Source organism: Peribacillus sp. NPDC096622, assembly GCF_044762665.1.
Lineage (GTDB): Bacteria > Bacillota > Bacilli > Bacillales > DSM-1321 > Peribacillus > Peribacillus frigoritolerans_B.
Window position 1 is genome coordinate 121,488 of record NZ_JBIWES010000008.1, and the last position, 22,385, is coordinate 143,872.

Annotated in this window: 23 protein-coding genes; all 23 read right to left on the bottom strand. The window is 43.3% G+C overall.

The genetic code is table 11. The annotated features are described in order from the left end of the window. Nucleotides 1-363: 363 nt before the first annotated feature. The gene (locus tag ACIQYG_RS15870) at nucleotides 364-636 is read right to left on the bottom strand and encodes an EscU/YscU/HrcU family type III secretion system export apparatus switch protein (protein WP_402839540.1); all 273 of its coding nucleotides are present in this window, start codon (nucleotides 634-636) and stop codon (nucleotides 364-366) included. Then, nucleotides 633-2,552 carry a hypothetical protein gene (locus tag ACIQYG_RS15875; RefSeq protein WP_402839542.1) on the bottom strand — a complete coding sequence of 640 codons (1,920 nt, stop codon included), beginning with the start codon at nucleotides 2,550-2,552 and terminating at the stop codon, nucleotides 633-635. The genes ACIQYG_RS15870 and ACIQYG_RS15875 overlap by 4 nt, the downstream gene beginning before the upstream one ends. Before the next feature lie 13 nt (nucleotides 2,553-2,565). Then, nucleotides 2,566-3,348 (bottom strand): ribonuclease HII, encoded by a 783-nt coding sequence (locus ACIQYG_RS15880; protein ID WP_402839765.1) that lies wholly within the window; start codon nucleotides 3,346-3,348, stop codon nucleotides 2,566-2,568. 154 nt (nucleotides 3,349-3,502) lie between these two features. After that, the gene (ylqF, locus tag ACIQYG_RS15885) at nucleotides 3,503-4,375 is read right to left on the bottom strand and encodes a ribosome biogenesis GTPase YlqF (RefSeq protein ID WP_402839544.1); all 873 of its coding nucleotides are present in this window, start codon (nucleotides 4,373-4,375) and stop codon (nucleotides 3,503-3,505) included. Nucleotides 4,376-4,392: 17 nt separating this feature from the next. Further along, nucleotides 4,393-4,953 (bottom strand): signal peptidase I, encoded by a 561-nt coding sequence (lepB, locus tag ACIQYG_RS15890; RefSeq protein WP_402839547.1) that lies wholly within the window; start codon nucleotides 4,951-4,953, stop codon nucleotides 4,393-4,395. Between the two features lie 218 nt (nucleotides 4,954-5,171). Then, the gene (gene rplS / locus ACIQYG_RS15895; RefSeq protein ID WP_034313702.1) at nucleotides 5,172-5,519 is read right to left on the bottom strand and encodes a 50S ribosomal protein L19; all 348 of its coding nucleotides are present in this window, start codon (nucleotides 5,517-5,519) and stop codon (nucleotides 5,172-5,174) included. Between the two features lie 130 nt (nucleotides 5,520-5,649). Then, nucleotides 5,650-6,384: a tRNA (guanosine(37)-N1)-methyltransferase TrmD gene (gene trmD / locus ACIQYG_RS15900; protein ID WP_402839551.1), complete on the bottom strand. Its 735-nt coding sequence runs from the start codon at nucleotides 6,382-6,384 to the stop codon at nucleotides 5,650-5,652. After that, nucleotides 6,384-6,902, bottom strand: a complete 519-nt coding sequence (rimM, locus tag ACIQYG_RS15905; protein WP_402839554.1) for a ribosome maturation factor RimM — start codon at nucleotides 6,900-6,902, stop codon at nucleotides 6,384-6,386. The genes trmD and rimM overlap by 1 nt, the downstream gene beginning before the upstream one ends. Nucleotides 6,903-6,912: 10 nt before the next feature. Continuing rightward, the gene (locus ACIQYG_RS15910) at nucleotides 6,913-7,299 is read right to left on the bottom strand and encodes a YlqD family protein (protein WP_034313711.1); all 387 of its coding nucleotides are present in this window, start codon (nucleotides 7,297-7,299) and stop codon (nucleotides 6,913-6,915) included. 221 nt (nucleotides 7,300-7,520) lie between these two features. Continuing rightward, nucleotides 7,521-7,751, bottom strand: coding sequence for a KH domain-containing protein (locus ACIQYG_RS15915; protein WP_048684915.1), 231 nt, complete (start codon nucleotides 7,749-7,751; stop codon nucleotides 7,521-7,523). 13 nt (nucleotides 7,752-7,764) lie between these two features. Continuing rightward, nucleotides 7,765-8,037, bottom strand: coding sequence for a 30S ribosomal protein S16 (gene rpsP / locus ACIQYG_RS15920; RefSeq protein WP_048684918.1), 273 nt, complete (start codon nucleotides 8,035-8,037; stop codon nucleotides 7,765-7,767). A 153-nt stretch (nucleotides 8,038-8,190) separates the two neighbouring features. Then, nucleotides 8,191-9,531, bottom strand: a complete 1,341-nt coding sequence (ffh, locus tag ACIQYG_RS15925; protein ID WP_034313716.1) for a signal recognition particle protein — start codon at nucleotides 9,529-9,531, stop codon at nucleotides 8,191-8,193. A gap of 11 nt (nucleotides 9,532-9,542) precedes the next feature. Beyond that, nucleotides 9,543-9,875 carry a putative DNA-binding protein gene (locus ACIQYG_RS15930; protein ID WP_034313718.1) on the bottom strand — a complete coding sequence of 111 codons (333 nt, stop codon included), beginning with the start codon at nucleotides 9,873-9,875 and terminating at the stop codon, nucleotides 9,543-9,545. Between the two features lie 218 nt (nucleotides 9,876-10,093). After that, nucleotides 10,094-11,110: a signal recognition particle-docking protein FtsY gene (gene ftsY, locus ACIQYG_RS15935; RefSeq protein WP_402839562.1), complete on the bottom strand. Its 1,017-nt coding sequence runs from the start codon at nucleotides 11,108-11,110 to the stop codon at nucleotides 10,094-10,096. A 27-nt stretch (nucleotides 11,111-11,137) separates the two neighbouring features. Continuing rightward, complete coding sequence (gene smc, locus ACIQYG_RS15940; protein ID WP_402839565.1) at nucleotides 11,138-14,701, bottom strand: chromosome segregation protein SMC; 3,564 nt, start codon at nucleotides 14,699-14,701, stop codon at nucleotides 11,138-11,140. Nucleotides 14,702-14,721: 20 nt separating this feature from the next. After that, the gene (gene rnc / locus ACIQYG_RS15945) at nucleotides 14,722-15,465 is read right to left on the bottom strand and encodes a ribonuclease III (RefSeq protein ID WP_402839568.1); all 744 of its coding nucleotides are present in this window, start codon (nucleotides 15,463-15,465) and stop codon (nucleotides 14,722-14,724) included. A 262-nt stretch (nucleotides 15,466-15,727) separates the two neighbouring features. Further along, a complete protein-coding gene (locus tag ACIQYG_RS15950) occupies nucleotides 15,728-15,961 on the bottom strand; it encodes an acyl carrier protein (RefSeq protein WP_034313729.1) in 234 nt (77 codons plus the stop codon). 57 nt (nucleotides 15,962-16,018) lie between these two features. Then, nucleotides 16,019-16,762, bottom strand: a complete 744-nt coding sequence (fabG, locus tag ACIQYG_RS15955) for a 3-oxoacyl-[acyl-carrier-protein] reductase (protein ID WP_402839571.1) — start codon at nucleotides 16,760-16,762, stop codon at nucleotides 16,019-16,021. Continuing rightward, the gene (gene fabD, locus ACIQYG_RS15960; RefSeq protein ID WP_402839574.1) at nucleotides 16,759-17,706 is read right to left on the bottom strand and encodes an ACP S-malonyltransferase; all 948 of its coding nucleotides are present in this window, start codon (nucleotides 17,704-17,706) and stop codon (nucleotides 16,759-16,761) included. The genes fabG and fabD overlap by 4 nt, the downstream gene beginning before the upstream one ends. Nucleotides 17,707-17,733: 27 nt before the next feature. Continuing rightward, nucleotides 17,734-18,720, bottom strand: a complete 987-nt coding sequence (plsX, locus tag ACIQYG_RS15965) for a phosphate acyltransferase PlsX (RefSeq protein WP_402839577.1) — start codon at nucleotides 18,718-18,720, stop codon at nucleotides 17,734-17,736. Nucleotides 18,721-18,744: 24 nt separating this feature from the next. Then, nucleotides 18,745-19,302 carry a transcription factor FapR gene (fapR, locus tag ACIQYG_RS15970; RefSeq protein ID WP_034313744.1) on the bottom strand — a complete coding sequence of 186 codons (558 nt, stop codon included), beginning with the start codon at nucleotides 19,300-19,302 and terminating at the stop codon, nucleotides 18,745-18,747. Between the two features lie 118 nt (nucleotides 19,303-19,420). After that, nucleotides 19,421-21,472, bottom strand: a complete 2,052-nt coding sequence (gene recG / locus ACIQYG_RS15975; RefSeq protein ID WP_402839582.1) for an ATP-dependent DNA helicase RecG — start codon at nucleotides 21,470-21,472, stop codon at nucleotides 19,421-19,423. Then, nucleotides 21,469-22,353 carry an L-serine ammonia-lyase, iron-sulfur-dependent, subunit alpha gene (gene sdaAA, locus ACIQYG_RS15980; protein WP_402839585.1) on the bottom strand — a complete coding sequence of 295 codons (885 nt, stop codon included), beginning with the start codon at nucleotides 22,351-22,353 and terminating at the stop codon, nucleotides 21,469-21,471. The genes recG and sdaAA overlap by 4 nt, the downstream gene beginning before the upstream one ends. Nucleotides 22,354-22,385 lie beyond the last annotated feature (32 nt).

Below are 22,385 nucleotides of genomic sequence, written 5' to 3' on the forward strand. Positions count from 1 at the left end.
GAAATATTATTATAATATACTTCCATACCCTTGTGTAAAATAGAAAAAACCTTCTTCGCCGTTGTGTTTTTTTCTTACTAATATCATTTATTTTGACTCTGAAACTCTATTATAAAAAGAGTCATAATTCTAAAAAACACTAATATGAAAGCCTTTTCAATATATTAACCCAGAGATATCTTCATGAAAAATCACGGTTATCCTGGTCTTGGTTCAAAGGAAAAGCAAAAGGACAAAGCCACGGCTTTGTCCTTTTGCAATAGTTTAGTATTTTTTTAATATAATGAAAAATCGTCAGTGATTTCCCTAATATTCTACATAAACCAACAGAATCCCATTTGGTGAAATCATATGGTTAGTCTCCTACCGATTCATGTCCTGGTCAACTTTATAAATGAATGCAAATACTTCTGCAACAGCTCCATACAATTCTTCCGGAATCGTTTGATTAATATCCAATTGGCCTAAAAGTGCAGCAAGCGATTCGTCCCTTTGGACCGGTATATCGAGTTCCATGGCCTTTTCCAGAATATTTTCAGCCGTTTTACCTTTCCCCTTCGCCAATATGACGGGCGCTTTGGATGTCTTTTGATCATACTTTAAGGCAATGGCTTCTTTTCTTTTATCATTTATCATATTCGAATATCCACTCCACTATATGAACCGGCTTCTAGAAAAGGAAGCCGGTTCACCTTAAGGTCCCGCTCTTTTTCATTCACGGGATTTACAAATGAAACTCCTGATAATCTGTAATCCATTTTCCCAAGATTCTCTCTCAGGATGTCAAGATATTGACCGGCTGCCTCTTCAAGGATTGCACCATGCCCATTGATGACCGTCACTTTTATGATTCGGTTTTGAACCTGCATGTCGATGACCGTCTCTTCAAGGCGCTCCAATTCTAAATAAAATAGGACTCGGCAGTAATCCGGATCTATTTTTCCTTCTTTTGTTTTCCTTCCGCTCCATTGTAACGTCAGATCCGTTTGAATAGATCCCAGATTGAGTGGAAGTGTAAGGAGTAAATTCTGAATCGGCCCGTTTTCTTGTGAAAGGATCTGTTGTGCAGTTATCCGATTTAGGATTTGTTCTGCCATCTCCTTGATAGATGCCGGAATTTGCTCATTCAGCAATTTAAGCAGCAGCGGTTTAAGTGTCTCTAAATCCTTCGGGAAATCCGCCATATCATCTCCAGGAAGATTAATGAGTGCATGTTCCAGCTGAAGTCCAAGGATCTTGGTCATTTCTTTCAGTTGGTGTGCGACAGAAGGTCCATTGGTGAAATCGATTGTTTGAAACTCCTCTTCCAATCCATGTGAAAGGACCAGCTTCTCATTAATCCTAGCGTATTGGGCCTCCGGAAGCTTATTAAGCGACCGAAACAGCAATTCAGCTACTTTACCCCTCGACTCATCTACTTGCTCTGTGTCCTTATTCAAGTAGCCTATAAGGTCATTCACTTCTGTTTTTCCGCCTATTGCCTTTTTAGCTGTCGCTTCGGCAAAAGCATTCTGGAGAAAATGAAAGGCAAGAGGGGAAAGTTTTTCTGCAGAAATGTTTTTTCTCTGCATCGAGTGGATGACAATTGGCAGTTTTTCCTTCTCATGATCATGACTACTCAATATGCGATTAATAGCAATTTCGATCTCTTCAACTTTTGCAAATGCTCCGCCTTTCGCCTCGGAAAGCAGCTGAAATCCTTGGTGTAATTTATCAATCGCTGAATTCTTAGGAAAACCGTACCTAACCTCAGCTCCATCAATTAAACTTTCCATAAAGACGGATTCCGTCATTCCCTTTGGAACGAAACCCGTCTTTTGAAGCAAGGAAAATGCACCGGATTTCATTTCTGGCGTTGAATCGGAATTCAGCCAAATGGTCACTAGTTTTTGCAAACCGTTTTGTTGAAGCTGGTTCTGTTTGGCAATATGTAAAGAGTCCAATACCCCCATTAGCTTGGAGGCAGTCTTCGTTACTGCCCCACCATCCTGCAGCTGCTGCTTGAAGCCACTGAGGAGTTTGTGGAAAGGTTCACTTTTGGACTGCGTATATAATGCATCAAATACAGCTTTTACAAAAGGCAGTTGCTGAATGAACATTGTTTTTATTACAGGCAGACCAACTTCTGCAGCATCAGCAGCCTTTATCCATTGCAAAGCGGATTGAAAAGTTTCCTTGGTTATCGGGAGGCGATTTGTCAGGAGGTATTCGGAAAGCCTGGTTGCGGCAGGTTCGGGTTTTATGCCGAGATGGGCTATCAATTGTGCAGCTGTTCCCTTTAAGCCGGAAACGTTCAAACTGGGGGAATCTAAAGCTTTTAACACGACACCCCCCTCAATTGGGTGCTGCACTTGAAACCAATACTTTTCTCCTGTCCGAAGCGGGATATCGAGAGTGGCAACCATTTTTTGATGGCCAATCTGTACCTCGGCCGTTTGGTTAAGAAAAACCTTATTCACCTTCCCGAAAAGGATTTGCCCGTTTTTCAAACTCGCAGTTCCTTTTATTTCAATGGGTGAAGATACGGGTTGACTGCTTGTTATGGATTGCACCACTCATCCCCCCTTAATCCTTCGATCGTGCAGCGATTTCCTTAACTGGTGCAAAACTTCTTCTATGCCATGGTGTAAGCCCATGCGTGTCGAGGGCTTCTAAATGTTGGCTTGTCCCGTAACCCATATGCTTTTCAAAACCATATTCCGGATATTTTTGACCATATTCCTTCATCATCCTATCACGAGTCACCTTCGCTATTATGGAGGCCGCAGAGATGCTAATGCTTCTTGCGTCCCCCTTTATGAGCGAAAGCTGCGGAATCGGCACATCCAGTTCCATCGCATCGATCAACAGATGATCCGGAAGTTCTGGCAGATCGTTCACTGCTGCCACCATTGCCTTTTTCGTGGCTTGATATATATTGATTTCATCAATTACTTCGCTATGTACGACACCTACACCTACGGATAACGCTTCCTTAAAAATCATCTCATAAAACAGTTCCCTTTTTGACTCCGGAATCTTTTTAGAATCATTAAGCCCGGGCAAATAAAAAGAATCAGGCAAGACGACTGCACTCGTCACAACCGGTCCTGCCAGCGGTCCTCTTCCCACTTCATCGATACCAGCCAGAATGGAAAACCCCTGTTTACGTAATTGTCTTTCAAACTCTGTCATTTCCGTGAAAGCATCCCTTACCTGTTGTTCTTTTTCATAAGTTCTTTGCCATTTATTTACTAAGTCGGTTACTCCCTTTCGTCCATCCTCCCGGCATTTCTGTAAAAATATATCATCGGGCTCTCTTATTGTCTTTAACTTTGAGGAGATTTCCTTAATGCTCATTGCAGTTATCATCTTATATCACCCATCATTTTAATTATCGGCAGTCTTGCTTCTTTCTACAGTTCAGACAAAAATACGGAGCGGAAAAGAGACATCAAAAAGAAAAAATCTTTTCGACATCCAACTCCAGCTCCGTATTACAACAATCAAGTCAATGTTAATCTTATTCGGGGATATCATCCTCTTCATAATCCGAAGGAACCTCGAACGTAAGCGGGCCCATCTTTTCTGAACGGATTTCACGTACGACCAACTCTGCGGTTTTGTCATAATCGATGAAGCCCCCAGATGCCAAACAGCCCCTGAACTTTCCGACCGCATCGAACAATTCGAGCGTTTCCTGCGGAATTACATCCAGGTTATAACGGGATTTCATTCTATCCGGATATTCTTTTTCCAAAAAGCGAAGGCCGTATAAAGAGACTTCGTGCAAGTTTAAAATCGTATCCTTGATGGCACCTGTCAATGCAAGCTTCAAACCAACTTCTTGATCCTCGAATTTCGGCCAGAGAATCCCCGGCGTATCCAGCAATTCCAATTCCTTACCAACTTTTATCCATTGCTGCGCTTTCGTGACGCCAGGGGTATTCCCTGTTTTGGCAATGTTCTTTTTGGCAAGTCGATTGATTAGTGTCGATTTCCCCACGTTCGGAATGCCGACTATCATGGCACGGATCGCTCTCGGCTTTATTCCTCTTGATTCCATCCGCTCATACTTCTCTTTTAAAAGTTTTTTGGCAGCAGCTGTAATCTGGTTTAATCCGTTTCCTGCCTGCGAATTAATGGCAATCGCCGTTTTCCCCTGCGATTTATAATGCTCTAGCCACATATTCGTTTTTGCCGGATCGGCCATATCTGCTTTATTCAAAAGGATAACCCTCGGTTTATGCTGAATGATTTCGTCGATCATCGGATTTCGTGAAGATGCCGGAATCCGGGCATCCACAAGTTCAAAGATGATGTCGATCAGTTTTAATTTCTCTGTTACTTCCCGTCTTGCTTTGGCCATATGGCCAGGGAACCACTGTATTGTCAATGGAATCCACCTTCCTACTATTCCGCCAATCGAAAGTCTTCAATCGGCCAATAAACTAATTTAGTTTTTCCTAACACTTTATCGTAAGGAACGACACCCACACTATTATAGCGGCTATCCTTGCTCAATCGGCGGTTATCCCCTAGGACAAATAGGGTGTCTTCAGGTACCGTTCCTCGTTCTATGACATCACTTAATGTAAAAGGCTCCGTCAAAGCCCCGCCATCAATCAATTGTTTCTTATATTCATCCAAGTATGGCTCATCATAAGCTTTTCCATTCACGTAAAGAGTATCATCTTTATATTCCACCTTTTCGCCTGGCAATCCGATGACCCGCTTTATGTAATCCCTGCCTTCTGGAGCACGAAACACGATAATGTCGAATCTTTTGGGTTCGCCAATCGTATAGGAGATTTTATTAATGATCATGCGGTCCGTATCCTTTAATGTCGGCATCATGGAATTACCGTCCACAACAATAGGAGCCAGGAGGAAATAACGAATCAGCGTCGCCGCTATAACCGCGATTATGACCGCCTTTGTCCATTCCCACAATTCATTTTTCTTTTTCGCCATCCTTACCCACCCTTTTTGAAGCATATCAACAATTATTTTAACATGTTGCGGACGCTATAGCGAGCAGGATTCTATATAGTTTTCACCGTATGTGCATTCATCGTTTCTTAAAGTGCAAAAAGGGAGCCTGATAAACAAGCTCCCTTTTTTTGCATGATACTGTTTGGTTATTCACCTTATGTGGATCATGGTAAACCCGCATGAAGATATTCGAAGGATTAACGACGAATTTCTTTAATACGTGCTTTTTTACCACGAAGTTCGCGTAGGTAATAAAGTTTCGCACGACGTACTTTACCGTGACGGATAACTTCTAGTTTCGCAATTTTTGGTGTGTGAACAGGGAAAGCACGTTCTACTCCAACGCCGTAAGAGATCTTACGTACTGTGAAAGTTTCACTAACTCCGCCGCCACGACGTTTGATTACAACGCCTTCAAACAACTGGATACGTTCGCGAGTTCCTTCAATAACCTTTACGTGTACACGTACTGTGTCACCAGGTCTGAATGATGGAAGATCTGAGCGAAGTTGTTCTTTTGTGATTTCGTTAATAAGATTTTGCATCGATTTCAACTCCTCCTGGACGCTCTTGCAAATACTTATTGTTTGCAGCGGAACATCGTTATAAGACTGAGCATTTTGCCCAAGTCACAAGGTATATCCTATCATACTCTAAACGTCGATGCAATAGACATCAGTCTTCTTTTTTAATCTCGGACAATAATTTTTTTTCAACTTCCGATAGTTCATAACTTTCGAGCAAATCCGGACGCCGAATCCAAGTTCTGCGCAGAGATTCCTTCATCCGCCATTCATCGATTTTTTTATGATTCCCGGATATTAGCAGATCGGGAACTTTCATCCCCCGGAAATCTGCAGGTCTAGTATAATGGGGATGCTCTAACAAACCAGAAGAATAGGAATCAAGGATCGGGGAGTCAACATTTCCCAAAACGCCCGGCAGCAAGCGAACGACGCTGTCAATAATGACCATTGCTCCCAATTCCCCGCCAGTGAGCACAAAGTCACCAATAGATATTTCATCAGTTACGACATGCTCCCGGATGCGCTCATCATACCCTTCATAATGCCCGCAAATGAAAATGAGATGTTCCTCTTCAGCAAACTCTTCGGCTTTTTTCTGCGTATAACGCTCTCCCTGGGGACAAAGCAGGACTACCCTTGGGGTTAGCTCACTTTGCCCTTTAAGAGCTTCCACGGCATCAAAGATCGGCTGTGCCTTTAATACCATTCCGGCACCGCCGCCATAAGGATAATCGTCTACCGTCGAATGCTTATTATCTGCATAATCCCGAAAATTGGTCACCTTATAGCTGACAGCCTGCTTTTCCGCAGCCTTTTTTAAGATTGACGAACCAAATACCCCTTCGAACATTTCTGGAAAAAGCGAAAGCACATCGATTTTCATCAGTCTAAAAGTCCTTCCATCGGTGTAATGATGACCTTTTTAGCGGAAATATCCACTTCTTTTACAATTTGTTCAATATACGGGATCAGGATGTCCTTACTGCCAGCTTTCTTAATGACCCAAACATCATTGGCCCCAGGCGTGAGAACCTCAACGATTTCCCCAACTTCCATGCCTTCATCCGTAAATACCGAACAGCCGATGATTTCATGGAAGTAGAACTCACCTTCGTCCAATTTACCAAGCTGTGCTTCCTTCACTTTCAGGACCCCGTTTCTAAAAGCCTCGACCTGTCCGACGTTATAATAATTCTCGAACGTCAATAGGTTAAAGTTTTTATGTGTGCGATGCGACCTGATGATGAGGGGCAAAGGTTTTTTCTCCGTGTCCCTGAACAAATACAGAGTATTTCCCACTTTGTATCGTTTTTCTGGAAAGTCTGTTGAAGAAATAACACGGACTTCTCCTAAAAGACCATGTGTGTTGACAATTTTACCTACATTAAACCATTTTTCCATTCTTTCACCTCTAACGAATTTCCGAGACGATTCCATCTTTAATGACAATGGTCTTCGTTGCCATGATTTCGTCCCAATCTGCCCCAATTTCCACATCAATGATACTTTGAACTTCCCGTTCCTTCAATTCACTACCTGCGGGAAGGATCTCCAACTGCTCCATTTGAAATTCAAGCAGTTTAATTTTTTCTTGCCTCTGGTTTATTTCTTTTTCAAAATGAGCACGGAGACTAGCAGGTTGGAGAGTTCTTGTTTTTTCAAGTTTTTTCAGTTCAAAGCGAAGCTGTTCACTCTCTTTTTGAAGCTGAAGGCGTTTTGACTTGTATTTCTCGAGGAGCTGATTCTTGCTGGATTCCGTTAATACTTGGTTAACGATTACATTTTGGAGAATTTTCATTCCAGCACCTCCTATTATCTATGATTTCTTATTTCCTTCAAAAAATATGTATGATGGGGTAATCTTTTTGAAATGGGGGTCATTCTCTTAAGTATAACGTAAATCGGTAAAAGATGCGTCTTAAAAAGGCGTAAAGTTTAAAGTCCGGGTCTATTCAATTAGGATCCAAGTCGAAATTTCACTTTCTTGAAGTACAAAAAAAGGAGGGGTATTAACCCTCCTTATTCGGAAATCTCCAAATAGATTTTCTTCTGCTGTGAAGATCCTGCTGCATATACCACAGTCCGAATCGCCTTAGCAACACGCCCTTGTTTACCGATCACCTTGCCCATGTCCTCTTTATGAACTGAGAGGATATAAACGATCCGGTCGGATTCTTCCTTGGAGGTCACGATGACCTCTTCCGGATAATCCACAAGTGCTGAAACAATCGTTTCAATCAGTGCTTTCATCAACTACCGTCGATTACTTGCTGTTTTTTGCAACATGGAATTTTTCCATGATGCCTTGTGTAGAGAATAAGTTACGAACTGTATCAGATGGTTTAGCTCCATCTTGTAACCATTTAAGAGCAAGCTCTTCGTTGATTTCAACTTTAGCTGGTTGAGCAACCGGGTTATAAGTTCCTACCACTTCAATGTAACGTCCGTCACGTGGTGAACGAGAATCTGCAACTACAATACGATAGAAAGGAGACTTTTTAGCTCCCATACGTTTTAAGCGAATTTTTACTGCCATTTTAAATAAGCACCTCCGAATAGTTTCACACAAGATAGTATAATATCAAATGTCTTGCATGTTTGTAAAGGTTTTTTTCTTAACAGGTAAAAAAAGTGTTGAAATACATGGCGTTGACCCGTATTTCGCCTCAGTTTCTTCCTAAAATAAACCTTACATGAACGGGAATTTGAATCCCTTTTTCTTTCCTTTTTGCATGTTCGTAACCTGTTTCATCATCTTTTTCATTTCTTCGAATTGCTTCAGTAGACGGTTTACTTCTTGAATCGATCTGCCGCTTCCTTTTGCAATCCGTTTCTTGCGGGATGCATTCATGGTTTCCGGATGTTCCTTTTCATGCGTTGTCATTGAACGGATGATAGCTTCAACATGACCGATCTGTTTCTCATCGATCTGAAGGTTGTCCATCCCTTTCATTTTATTCGCACCGGGAATCATTTTCAGAATATCATCAAGCGGTCCCATATTCCGCACCTGACCAAGCTGATCAAGAAAATCATCAAAGGTAAAAGTGGCTGTACGCATCTTTTTCTCTAATTCTTTCGCTTTTTCTTCATCTACATTGGCCTGTGCTTTTTCGATAAGGGTCAATACATCACCCATGCCGAGGATCCTTGACGCCATCCGTTCTGGATGGAACGCTTCAAGTGCATCCAATTTTTCACCCATACCGACGAATTTAATCGGCGTGTCGGTGACTGAACGAATTGAAAGCGCCGCACCACCACGTGTATCCCCATCAAGTTTCGTTAATACGACTCCTGTCAGGCCTAGCTGTTCATTGAAGCTTTGGGCTACATTGACCGCATCCTGACCTGTCATCGCATCGACAACCAGGAAGATTTCATCAGGTTTTGTCAACTCTTTGATATCCTTCAGTTCGCCCATCAAGTTTTCATCCACATGAAGACGGCCTGCGGTATCAATCAACACATAATCATGATGTTCTTCCTTAGCTTTTTCAATTGCCTGTTTGGCAATTTCAACAGGGCTGACCTGGTCCCCAAGGGAGAAAACAGGCATGCTTAATTGTTTGCCAAGTGTTTCAAGCTGCTTAATCGCCGCCGGACGGTAAATATCAGCCGCAACGAGCAATGGCTTGCGGTTGTATTTTTTTCTAAGAAGATTGGCAAGCTTTCCGGTGGTCGTCGTTTTACCAGCACCCTGAAGACCTACCATCATAATGACAGTCGGTGGTTTCGAGGCTACGGCAATCTTGCTCTGTTCGCCGCCCATCAGCTCAGTCAATTCTTCCTTAACTACTTTAATTACCTGTTGACCGGGGGTTAAGCTTTTCAGCACTTCCTGACCTACCGAACGTTCACTGACACGTTTTACAAAATCCTTCACGACTTTAAAGTTTACATCCGCTTCAAGCAGGGCCAATCGAACTTCACGCATCATTTCTTTAACGTCCGCTTCGTTGACCTTCCCTTTTCCACGGATCTTTTGCATCGTGCTCTGCAGTCGGTCGGCCAATCCTTCAAATGCCATATTGCCGCCTCCTAATCCAACTTCTCAAGCGTTGTGATTGCGTCTAGCAGCTTCTCTTTTGAAAAGGATTCCTTTTCTATGAGTCCCTTCATATTCGCAATCCACTGGTTACGCTCTTGAAATTTTTGAAATAACAATAGCTTTGCTTCATATTCCTCAAGCATCGCTTCTGTTCTTTTTATATTATCATAGACTGCCTGCCTACTGACTTCGTATTCATCGGCAATCTCGCCAAGAGAGTAATCATCCAGATAGTAGAGGGACATGTAGCTCTGCTGCTTCTCTGTTAACAACGATTGGTAAAAGTCATACAAATAATTAATCCGCGTTGTCTTTTCAAGCATCTTAGCAAGCCTCCCTGCTGTTAAGTGAAAACCCTTTACAAGTTTATATTGTAAAGCCTTGTTTATTTGATGTCAAGTCAAACTCCTTACCACGTGTTTGCAAAGCATAATTTTTTTCTTTTTCCGCCTCTTTTTTGGACCTTTCTGCAATTGTTCCCCCAATTATCATTGTAAAAAAAACCAGAAGAGAATCATCTCTTCCGGCTTACAATTTTTCCTTAAACCTCTTCTTTATCGATGATATCAGCAAAAAGGCCATAAACATATTTCTCAGCATCGAATTCCTGTAGATCATCCATCTTTTCACCTAGCCCGACAAATTTAACGGGAATGGCCAATTCATTGCGAATTGCCAAAACAATTCCACCTTTTGCGGTGCCATCAAGCTTTGTTAAAACAATACCGGAAACATTTGTCGCTTCCTTGAATGTCTTGGCCTGAATAAGGGCATTTTGCCCAGTCGTAGCATCAAGGGCAAGCAGCACCTCGTGTGGTGCACCTGGTACTTCACGTTCAATTACACGTTTCACCTTTTCCAATTCCTTCATTAAATTCACTTTATTCTGCAAGCGACCGGCAGTGTCACAGATCAGGATATCCGCCTTTCGTGCCTTGGCGGCCTGAATGGCGTCGAACATGACAGCTGCCGGGTCAGAGCCTTCACCCTGTTTGATTACACTGACACCGACACGCTCTCCCCAAACCTCAAGCTGTTCAATCGCACCGGCACGGAAGGTATCCCCTGCAGCCAATACGACAGATTTTCCTTCCGTTTTGAATTTATGGGCAAGTTTACCAATGGTCGTCGTTTTACCTACCCCATTAACCCCTACAAACAAAATGACCGTCAAACCTTCTTCTTGTATATTCAGGCTTGAAGTCGCTTCATCATCACCTTGGTAGATTTCAACAAGCTTTTCGGAAATAACGGACTGCACTTCCCTCGTATCAGAGATATTGCGAAGCTTGACTTCCATTTTTAATTGATCAATCAATGCCATCACAGTATCAAAGCCTACATCAGCCTGTATCAGGATTTCTTCAAGTTCTTCAAAAAAGTCCTCATCCACTTTCCGATAACGGGCAACAAGTTCATTAACTCTTCCAGTAAAGGAATTCCTCGTCTTTGTCAAACCTTGCTTGAATTTTTCCCCAATGGATACTTCTGCTTCAACTGATTTTTCTTTTTCTTCCTGTGTCGTAAATTTCTCTTTTAGCTTTTTGAAAAAACTCATTGTCCCACTTCCTCTAATTCATGAATTTTAAACTTCAATAAAGTTTTCTGATTCTTCCATCCGGACGGAAACAAGTTTGGAGACGCCTGACTCCTGCATCGTAATGCCATATAGGACATCCGCCTCTTCCATCGTGCCTTTGCGGTGAGTAATCACGATGAACTGCGTTTCCCTGCTGAACTTCCTTAAGAATTGGCTGAAACGGACGACATTCGCCTCATCAAGCGCTGCCTCGACTTCGTCAAGGATACAGAAAGGAACAGGACGCACTTTTAGAATGGAGAATAAAAGGGCTATGGCTGTCAATGCTCGTTCTCCGCCGGATAAGAGGCTCAAATTTTGCAGTTTTTTTCCAGGAGGCTGTGCAATGATATCTACCCCTGTATTTAATAAATCATCAGGATTCGTCAGTTTCAGCTCCGCTCTGCCTCCGCCAAATAAAGCTTTGAAGACTTGTTCGAATTCTTTACGGATCGAATAGAAGGTATCCGCAAAGCGCCGCTTCATTTCATCATCCATTTCATCGATGACTTGGAATAATGTATCTTTTGCCTGTTGAAGGTCTTCCTTTTGACTAAGAAGGAATTCATAGCGTTCAGCTACACGTGCGTATTCATCAATTGCACCTAAATTCACCGTCCCCAGTTCCTCGATTGCAAGCTTGATGAGCTTCACCCTTTTTTGAGCTTCGTCTGCAGGCATCATCAATGGATACTGTTCTTTAGCACCTTCAAAGGAAAGGGTATATTCTTCTCTCAAGTGGTCGAGGCGATTTTCCAGTTCGACATCCAGACGAGTTAATTTCACTTCTTCATCCTTTATCACTTCGACAATGCCTCTATAAAGTCGATTTTCTTCTTTCAAAGACAGTTCAAGGGTTTCAACTTCCATTAGAAGTTCGTTTTTTTCCTGTTTTTTTATGGTGATTCCTTCAATTGCTCCATTTTTATCGAGCAATTTCTGCTGAGCCATATCCTCCAAGGACTCTTCCCCGCTTGAACTGTCTGTCATTTCATTGGTCAGGAGCCCTAAATCATCTTTGTTTTCGGCAAGCCTGCTTGTTTCCTTAGAAAGATCCGATTCAATGCGTTCCATCTTCTCTTTTTGGTTTTGCAGCTGGCCACGTTTGGAAGCCAGCATTACCCTCAGTTCATTCGTTTCTTCAGCAAGGCTCTCTTTTGAAGATTGTTGTGATTGCTTTTGTTCGGTCATATCGGAAATCAATCGGTCCAGCCCTTCAATTTCCGATTTACATGATTCCAAAAGATCTTCCAGCTCTTCAAGTCTTGCCGTTTTTTGCTGTTGTTCTTCCAAATATGAATTTTTATCCAAATCATAAAGATGCAGCCGTTCATTCACATTTCTTTCCTGCAGCTCCACTTCACGGAGTTGGCCCTTAAGGGTTTGTTCTTGTAATCGAAGTCTCTCTCCCGTTTTTCTGGTTTGTTCAAGCGTTTGCTCTTGAACACCCACATCCACTTTGAGCTGTTTGACTTGCTTTTCCAGCTGATTCGTTTTAACTTCCATGGCAGCAAGTTTTTGTTGGAGTTCTTCCAATTCCGTTTTCCTTGAAAGCAGGGAGGTCGTTTTTTGCTTTAATGCTCCGCCAGTCATTGAACCACCTGGATTGACGATATCCCCTTCAAGTGTCACGAAGCGGAAACGGTGCTGCATCATTTTCGCCAGGTCATTTGCACCTTTTAAATCTGTGGTGATAATCACGGTCCCTAACAGGTTTTCAGCAATCGCTGCATGCCTATCGTCATATTGGATCAATGAGGAACCCGTCCCTACAAAAGCTGAATGCCCCTTAAGCATCGACAATTGGTTAGCTGATATCTCCCTCGCCTTTATGACTGATAAAGGCAAGAACGTCGCACGCCCATACCTATTTTTCTTCAAGAAGGAAATGGCTTCCCGCGCATGCTCTTCGCGTTCCACGACAACATGCTGCATCGCTCCGCCCAAAGCCGTTTCAATGGCCGTTTCATATTCCTTTGGAACCTTTATCAATTCCGCAACTGCCCCTTCAATGCCTCGAAGGGTTTCTTTCGCTTTCAAAACCTCTTTTACACCCTGAAAGAAGCCTGCATAATCATCTTCCATTTCTTCAAGCAGTTCCTTACGCGATTTTGCCTGTTGAAGGAATTGATAGGCCTTATAAAGGGTGGTTTCTTGTTTTTGATACGTATCTTTTGCCGCATTCAATTTATTCTGCTGATTTCGGAAATAAGCGACATGCTCTTCAAGCTGCTTGGTCATATTGTCCATCAGCTGTGAATATTCCATTTTTTTAGCAGTGATATCCATTCTTTCGGTTAAGAACTTTTCATTTTCCATATCAAGTTTTGCATTTTTATGTTCCTGCTGCGCTAGCTGCTGGAGCAGGTATTGTTTTTCGTTTTTGGCCGAGGCCTGCTTGTTCAACCACTCGATATAGTCACTCTTTTTCGCTTCGATCATCGCTTCGATATCACTATTGAATAGTCCCAGGCTTTTTTGTTTTTCATGTAAGGTTTCAGAAATCCCTTTCACTTCCAAGTTCAGTGCATACAGGATTTCCGTTTCCCTTTCCTTTTGCAAAGACAAACGCTCGACAGCGGCCTCACCTTCCACAATCGCTTTTTCCAGCTGTGACTTGTTTTGGGCGGCATTTTTTTTCCGTTCTTTCAAAACTTCTTTACGGCCTTCAAGCTTTTCAAGTTCTTCGCTGGCATTCAGGAGAATCTCCTGAAGGCCATTGATCGATGTCTCAAGCGTCGCAAGACTATCCCTTAGCTTTTTGAGATGCGCTTCCCTGTCATGAAGCTGTCCTGCCATTTCCTGTTCCATTTCATTATGTTTTTCAAGTTCCTGTGATAGTTTTTCCCATTTTTCATAAAGCTCTTCTATTTCAAAAACGGTTAAAGCCACTTCTATTTGCTCTAGTTCATCTTTCTTCGCCAAAAATTCCTTGGCGAGGGAAGACTGAATTTTTAACGGCTCCACCTGCCCCTCCAATTCATGGAGGATATCATGGACACGGTTTAAGTTATCCTGTGTTTCCGTCAGCTTCGATTCCGCTTTTCGTTTCCTCGTTTTATACTTCAGGACACCGGCTGCTTCTTCAAAAATCACTCGTCTTTCTTCAGCCTTACTGCTAAGGATTTCTTCCACTTTCCCTTGGCTGATGATGGAAAACGCTTCTCTCCCAAGACCGGAATCCATGAAAAGGTCTATGATGTCTTTCAGACGGCAACCTTGATTATTAATGAAAAATTCACTTTCTCCCGATCTATATACCCTTCTTGTCACACTGACTTCATGAAAGTCAATCGGCAGGGAATTGGTCTCGTTATCAAGGGTCAATGATACTTCCGCAAAATTCAACGCTTTCCTCGTGTCACTTCCCGAAAAGATGATATCTTCCATTTTTGCTCCACGCAGTGATTTCGCAGACTGCTCTCCAAGGACCCACCGGACTGCATCGGTCACATTACTTTTACCGCTTCCGTTTGGTCCAACCACTGCCGTGACACCAGGTACAAAATCAATCGAAATTTTCTCTGCGAAAGATTTAAATCCTACAACGTCCAAACGTTTGAGGAACATGACCTTTCCCCCTCTACTGTTCAACTATCTTGTTGATTTTTTTCTTTTAAAACGATCAATGCATGCTCGGCTGCATGCTGCTCCGCTTCTTTTTTGGACTTTCCTATTCCAGAGCCAAGTTCTTCCCCATTCAGGGAGACCGTCGAAACAAACTCCCGATTATGGGCCGGTCCTTTTTCCTGCAAGATCTTATATTGCAGGACACCGATGGCATCGCGCTGGATAAGCTCCTGAAGCTGGCTCTTATAATCCATCACATGAGAAAAAGCACCCTCGTCTATCTTCGGAAACACGACCTTCTTCAAAAACTGCACAACTGGCTCTAATCCTTGATCAAGGTACAAAGCACCAATATAGGCTTCGAATACATCCGCAAGCATGGCAGGGCGTTCTCTTCCGCCTGTCATTTCTTCCCCTTTTCCGAGTAATACATATTCCCCGTAAGAAAGGCTATTGGCAAAAGCAACAAGTGAAGGCTCACACACAATGGCTGCCCTTAGTTTGGTGAGTTCACCTTCGCTCATCATCGGATATTTTTGATATAAGTATTTAGAGATGGTCAGTTCAAGTACAGCGTCCCCCAAGAATTCAAGCCTTTCATTATCTTCATAAGGCTTACGGCGATGCTCATTCACATAAGATGAATGTGTAAAAGCTTGTTTCAATAAATTTTCATCTTTAAAATGAAAACCCAGATTTTCTTGCAACTGTTTAAATTTATTTTCCTTGATTGATGGTTTACGATTATTTCCGTTCCTACGCATCACACAAAACCCTCCACGGTTCAAAAAGCATATTTTTCCAATATATAAAAAGAAACCTGGCAGGAATTCCTGTCAAGCTTTCCTATGTACCATCATACATTATTATCCGCTTAAAGAAAACTAAAGGCAAAAGACCACTGCCATGCAGGCGGAGCATACCCGTGAACATGCTCATTCCGTTATCTGCGGCTGAATCAAACTTCTTTAAGCAATAAGAGAAAGCCCCGTTAAAAAACGGAGCTTTTAGTCAAATGACAATTCATTACATAGTGCTTTGTATGTAATTCACAGCATCACCTACTGTGGCGATTTTTTCAGCGTCATCGTCCGAAATTTCCATATCAAACTCGTCTTCGAATTCCATGACTAGTTCAACTACATCAAGGGAATCGGCACCAAGATCTTCTTTGAAAGAAGCTTCAAGTTTTACCTCTGATTCTTCTACGTTCAAACGATCTACAACGATTTTAGTTACTCTTTCTAATACATCTGCCAATGTGTTCACCTCCCCTCAAGACATTATAAATTAATTTCGAAAAAAATCAAAGAAAACTTACATGACCATGCCGCCATCTACATGAAGTGTTTGCCCAGTCATATATTTGCTTGCATCGGAAGCAAGGAAAGACGCCACTGCAGCAATATCTTTAGGGTCACCGAAACGTGCAAGCGGAATTTGGTCCAGCATGGCTTTTTGGACGTCTTCAGGCAATTCTCCAGTCATATCCGTTGAGATGAAACCTGGGGCAATCGCATTGACCGTAATGCCTCTTGAAGCAAGTTCCTTTGCCGTCGTTTTAGTCAAACCGATGACACCGGCTTTAGCCGCTACATAATTAGCCTGCCCTGCATTTCCGCTGACGCCGACGATCGATGCCATATTGATGATCCTGCCGCTGCGCTGCTTCATCATTTGCCTTGTAACAGCTTTTGTGCATAGGAATACGCCTTTAAGATTCGTATTGATCACAGAATCCCATTCATCTTCTTTCATGCGCATCAATAGGTTATCACGTGTAATGCCGGCATTATTAACCAGGATATCCACTCTGTCAAATTGTTCGACGACCTCTTTGATCATGTTTGTCACTGATTCACTATTTGCAACATCGCATTGGATGGCGAATGCTTTACGGCCCAATGCCTTGATTTCATCGACCACTTCATTCGCTTTAGCTTCACTGCCGGAATAGTTAATGGCAACGTCTGCTCCCTGACGGGCAAGTTCCAATGCAACTTCCCTGCCAATACCTCGTGAAGCTCCCGTTACAAGTGCTTTTTTACCTTCGAGGATCATGCTTGTACCCCCTTCAATGTTTCAATTGTTTTAGTTAGAGTATCTATATCGGATACCGAATGAATTTGAACGGAACGATCAATTTTCTTTATCAATCCGCCCAACACTTTCCCTGGGCCTACCTCGATGAACGTATCCACGCCCAATTCAAGTAGATTTTTCACACTGTCCTCCCAAAGGACCGGTGAATACAGCTGTTCGATTAATTTCTCTTTTATTTCGGCAGGTGCTGTAATGGGCTTAGCCGTTACGTTTGAAATGACAGGAATTTCTGCCTGTTTGAAGCTTACCTCATCGAGGACACCCTGTAACTTTTCTGCTGCCGGTTTCATTAATTCCGAATGGAACGGTCCACTCACTTCAAGAGGAAGAGCCCTTTTAGCCCCATTTTCCTTGGCTTTTGCACTTGCAAGTTTAACCCCTTCGGAGGTGCCTGAAATGACGATTTGCCCTGGACAATTAATATTGGCCAATTGAACGGATTCACCTGTGGACGTAATTTCAGAAGTGACTTCAGATAGAGCTTCACGTTCCATTCCCAAAATCGCGGCCATTGAGCCTTGACCATTCGGTACCGCAGCTTCCATGAATTCACCACGCTTGCGCACTGTATAAACGGCATCTTCAAAAGAAATTGCACCAGATGCCACTAATGCCGTATATTCACCTAAACTGTGCCCGGCAGTATAATCGGGTTTGATCCCTGCTTCTTCCAACTCCTTGACAAAAGCATAACTCGTGGTCAATAAAGCTGGCTGAGCATTATAAGTCACCGTTAATTCTTGTTGTGTGCCATTAAAGATCAATTCCGAAAGCGGAAAATCAAGTTTTTCATCTGCTGATCGAAAAATTTGCTGAGCACGCTCGTTTTCCTGAAATAAGCCATGCCCCATTCCTATTGATTGTGATCCTTGTCCTGGAAAGACAAAAGCAATTTTACCCATCTGTTACTCCCCTGCCCCTATGAATTATTATTGTTTTTCTATTGTCTCCGCAATTGTCGATATGACGTCATTTCCAACCATATCGCGAGTCTGGCGTATTGCATTATAGACCGCATTCGCATCTGAAGAACCATGTGCCTTAATGACAGGTGCCTTCAAACCGAAGAGGCCAGCACCGCCATACTCCGAGTAATCCATTTTATTTTTTATGACTTTTAGTTCAGGCTTTACCATTGCTGCAGCCAACTTACTCTTGAGGTTGCTCATCAAGGCCTCTTTCACCATTTTGAATACGCCCATAGCAGTACCTTCAAGCGTCTTTAACACCATATTTCCCGTGAAGCCGTCCGTCACGACAACATCCGCCGCTCCGTTTAGGAGGTCCCTTGCCTCTACGTTACCTATAAAGGATATCTCCGATGATTGCTGCAATAATGTAAAGGCATGCTTAGTCAGTTCGTTCCCTTTTTTTTCTTCTGTTCCGATATTAAGTAATCCGACACGGGGCTTTTCGATTCCCCGCACTTTTTGGGCATAAACAGACCCCATTATGGCGAATTGAAGGAGATGCTCCGGTTTCGCATCGGAGTTCGCGCCTACATCCAGTAGTACAAAACCTTTGCCATCGATTGTCGGCAGGGTGGGAGCCAATGCCGGACGTTCAATGCCTTCTATCCTTCCGACCACAAACAAACCTGCAGCCATTAGCGCCCCCGTATTGCCTGAAGAAATGCATGCATCCGCTTCTCCGTCAGCCACTTGCTGTGCAGCCAATACCATCGAGGCACTTTTCTTGCGGCGAACCGCACGAACAGGTTCATCGGTACTTAATATTTTTTCATCAGTATGTATAACTCTTATTCGGCCGTGTTTCGCTAAGTATTGGTTAATCTCGGATTCATTGCCTATCAAGGTGATTTCCACATCGGGAAAAGTCTCGACAGCTTTCATCGCTCCCAAAACCTGTGCCTTGGGAGCATTATCGCCACCCATTGCATCTATCGTTATCTTCATTTTCTTTCATCCTTTACTAGCAAGTTAAGAGCGATACATTTCGAACTCGCCTTTAAAAACCAGTTCATTACCTACGTAGCTTCTAACCTCCACCACGGAACGATCGTTGGTGTGGTCCACGTTTTTAACCCTCGCTTTAGCTACCACTCTTTCATTTTCCTTTACAGAACGGGTAAATAAAATGGATGCTTTCGCAGTTAATGCCAATTCATCATTTATGACTGCCACAGCCAATGAATTTGCTTGGGCAAAAAGGTGATGTCCCCTTGCGATTCCATTGCGCTTAAAGACATGCTCTTTATTTATATCCAAAATCGAAATTGCATTATCATCTAAATTAAGATCAATTACTTCCCCGATGATTTCATCCAAAGGCAATGCCCTGATTTCGTCACTGAATTTTTTCTCGGCCACGCTTTTAATACGTTCACGCAGTTCCGGTATCGATAATTCAAGACGGTCAAGCCTAATGGTCTGGACGCTCACCGAATATTTTTCAGCCAGCTCCTCATCCGTTACAAAAGGATTCTGTTTAATCGTTTCGATTAATAATTGCTGGCGTTCCTTCTTATTTCTTCGCATTTGAAGGTCACCATCCGTAGTATTATGACTAGGTACTAATAGTAGTATATATATTTTAAAAACAGATTGCAAGATATAGCGTAAAATCTCACAATCTGCTATTGGTTTTTTATTCAGTTCAGTCCAGCTTTTCTCCCGTAAATACTCCCGTTCCCTCCAAATAGTCCCGCAAAGGTGCATACTCCGGGGAATGCCAAAAGCTTTGGGAGGCGATCAATTTTGCAGCATCCATCCTTGCCACTTCCAAGGTCCTGTAATCATGGACCATGTCGGCTACCTTGAACTCGGGAAGGCCGCTTTGTTTTTTACCGAAGAAGTCCCCGGGGCCACGAAGTTCCAAATCTTTTTCGGAAAGGGCAAAACCATCATTTGTCTCAGTCATGATTTTCATACGCTCTTTGCCGACTTCCGTTTTCGGATCAGCCAGCAGGATGCAAAAGGACTGATCGCTCCCCCGTCCAACCCTTCCGCGTAGCTGATGCAACTGTGAAAGCCCAAAGCGCTCCGCATCATAAATGACCATTACCGTTGCATTTGGAACATTCACCCCAACCTCGACGACCGTCGTGGAAACAAGGATTTGTGCTTCATTGGCACTGAACTGCTGCATCACTTCTTCTTTTTCATCCGCAGGCAGCCGTCCATGCATAAGACCCACTTTGTACCTGTTAGCAAAGTATTGTGTCAGCATTGCATGAACATCAAGAACATTCTGTAAAGAATCGAGTTTCTCCGACTCCTCAATCAATGGACAGATGACGTAAGCCTGCCTCCCTTTCTTTAATTCCTTTTCGACAAAGGTTAAGATCCGATCAAGCATTTGGTGTTTCGCCCAATAGGTTTCTATCGCTTTACGCCCGGCAGGCATTTCATCGATTGTCGAAACGTCCATTTCCCCAAACACTGTAATTGCGAGTGTTCGCGGAATTGGTGTAGCCGTCATGAAAAGTACATCTGGATTTGTACCTTTTTCACGAAGGATGCGGCGCTGTTCCACTCCGAAACGATGTTGTTCATCCGTTATGACAAGGCCTAAGTTCCAGAAATTCACTTCATCTTGAATCAATGCATGAGTTCCTATCAAAAGATCCAGCTCCCCGGATTCCAGCATTTGCAATAGTTCCTTGCGCTTTTTGCCTTTTACCGAACTTGTCAACAATGCGACCTTTACTCCACTCGGTTCCAACATGGCCTTCAGCGATTGTGTATGCTGCTCAGCCAAGATTTCCGTCGGGACCATAAGTGCACCTTGGAAACCTGCTGTAATCGTCGCCTTCAGGCATATGGCGGCAACCACCGTTTTCCCAGACCCGACATCCCCTTGAAGCAGACGATTCATCCTGTAGGGAGATTTCATGTCATTCAGGATTTCCTCGACGACCCTATTCTGAGCGTTCGTCAAAGGAAATGGGAGGGTTTCAACAAAGGCTTCCAGCCGCTCCATGTCAAATTCCTGTCCTATTCCTTTTGACTGCTCCCGCTGCACTTTACGAAGTGCCTGCATTTTAAGTTGAAACAATAAAAATTCTTCATACACAAAACGGCGTCGGGCCTTTTTCACCTCATTTGCCGATTGAGGGAAATGCATGGTTCGAAAAGCATCGTTACGCGGCATCAGTTTGTATGATGCCAATAATTGCGGGGGCAGATTTTCTTCTATCATTGTCCCATATTCAGAAAATGCATTGGAGATAAAGCGGCGGAGCCCTTTGACAGTAATGCTGCCCTTCACCGTGTACACCGGTTCGAACTCTTTTTCCCTGCTACGATCACCAACATGGCATTCCGAACCTGTAATGGTTTGGCGATGACGATCCCACTTTCCTGTTACCGTTACGGTTTCGCCTATCGCAAGCTTTGGCTTCAGGTAGGGCTGGTTAAAAAAAATGACATTTATTAAATATCTCCCAGTCAAAACTTTAATCGTAAGCCTGGATTTTTTCTTTCCGAAGTACCCTAACGTTGGTACCGTATGAACTTTGCCTTCGACAGTAACCCGCTCATCATGCTCGACCGTTTCTAAATCCCTCAATCGGTAATCTTCATAGCGATATGGGAGGTGCTCAAGGAGATCCGCGACGGTATGGATCTCCATTTCCCCCAATGCTGCTGCCGTTTCGGCCCCAATGCCTTTTACTGCTGTTATGGGTTCCCGTAAAGCCGAGTTCACTTCTTATTTAGCGGTAAGCCAAAGATTTTCGCTTCCAACTCCCGCCCAGTCGGTGTAGCCGCTAAACCTCCTTGTGCAGTTTCCCTAAGAGCCGATGGCATCGTTTGCCCGATTTTGTACATTGCATCAATCACTTCATCACACGGTATGCGGCTTGTGATACCCGCTAACGCCATATCTGCTGCAACCATGGCATTGGCTGCACCCATGGCATTACGCTTCACACAAGGCACCTCCACAAGCCCAGCAACAGGATCACACACAAGACCAAGCATGTTCTTTAATGTGATTGCCATCGCTTCTGCACTTTGGGCCGGTGTCCCTCCTGCCATTTCAACGATGGCTGCCGCTGCCATACCCGAAGCAGAACCGACCTCCGCCTGACAGCCCCCTGCGGCTCCAGAGATAGAAGCATTATTCGCTACTACAAAACCAAACGCCCCTGCTGTAAATAGGAACTCAATTTTCTGATCCCGATTCGGTTTTAATTTATTTTGCACAGCAAAAAGGGTCCCTGGCACAACACCAGCTGATCCGGCAGTCGGTGTCGCACAAATCGTTCCCATGGCTGCGTTCACTTCATTTGTTGCCACGGCTTTGCTTACCGCATCCAACAGCAGTTCACCGGATAAGGAATTTCCTGATTTAATGTAATTTTGAAGAAGGACTGCATCTCCTCCCGTCAGGCCGGAAACGGACCGTACACCTTGAAGTCCTTTTTCAACTGCCTGTTCCATTACATCCAGGTTGACTCCCATCTGGCGGATGATTTCTTCACGGCTTTTTCCCGTTACTTCCATTTCCTGCTCTATCATCAGCGTTGAAATTTTTTTCTGCTTTGATTCAGCTAATTCTACTAATTCCGCTACATTTCGAAACATGATTTCTTCTCCTTCCTAAGTGGAAACGATTG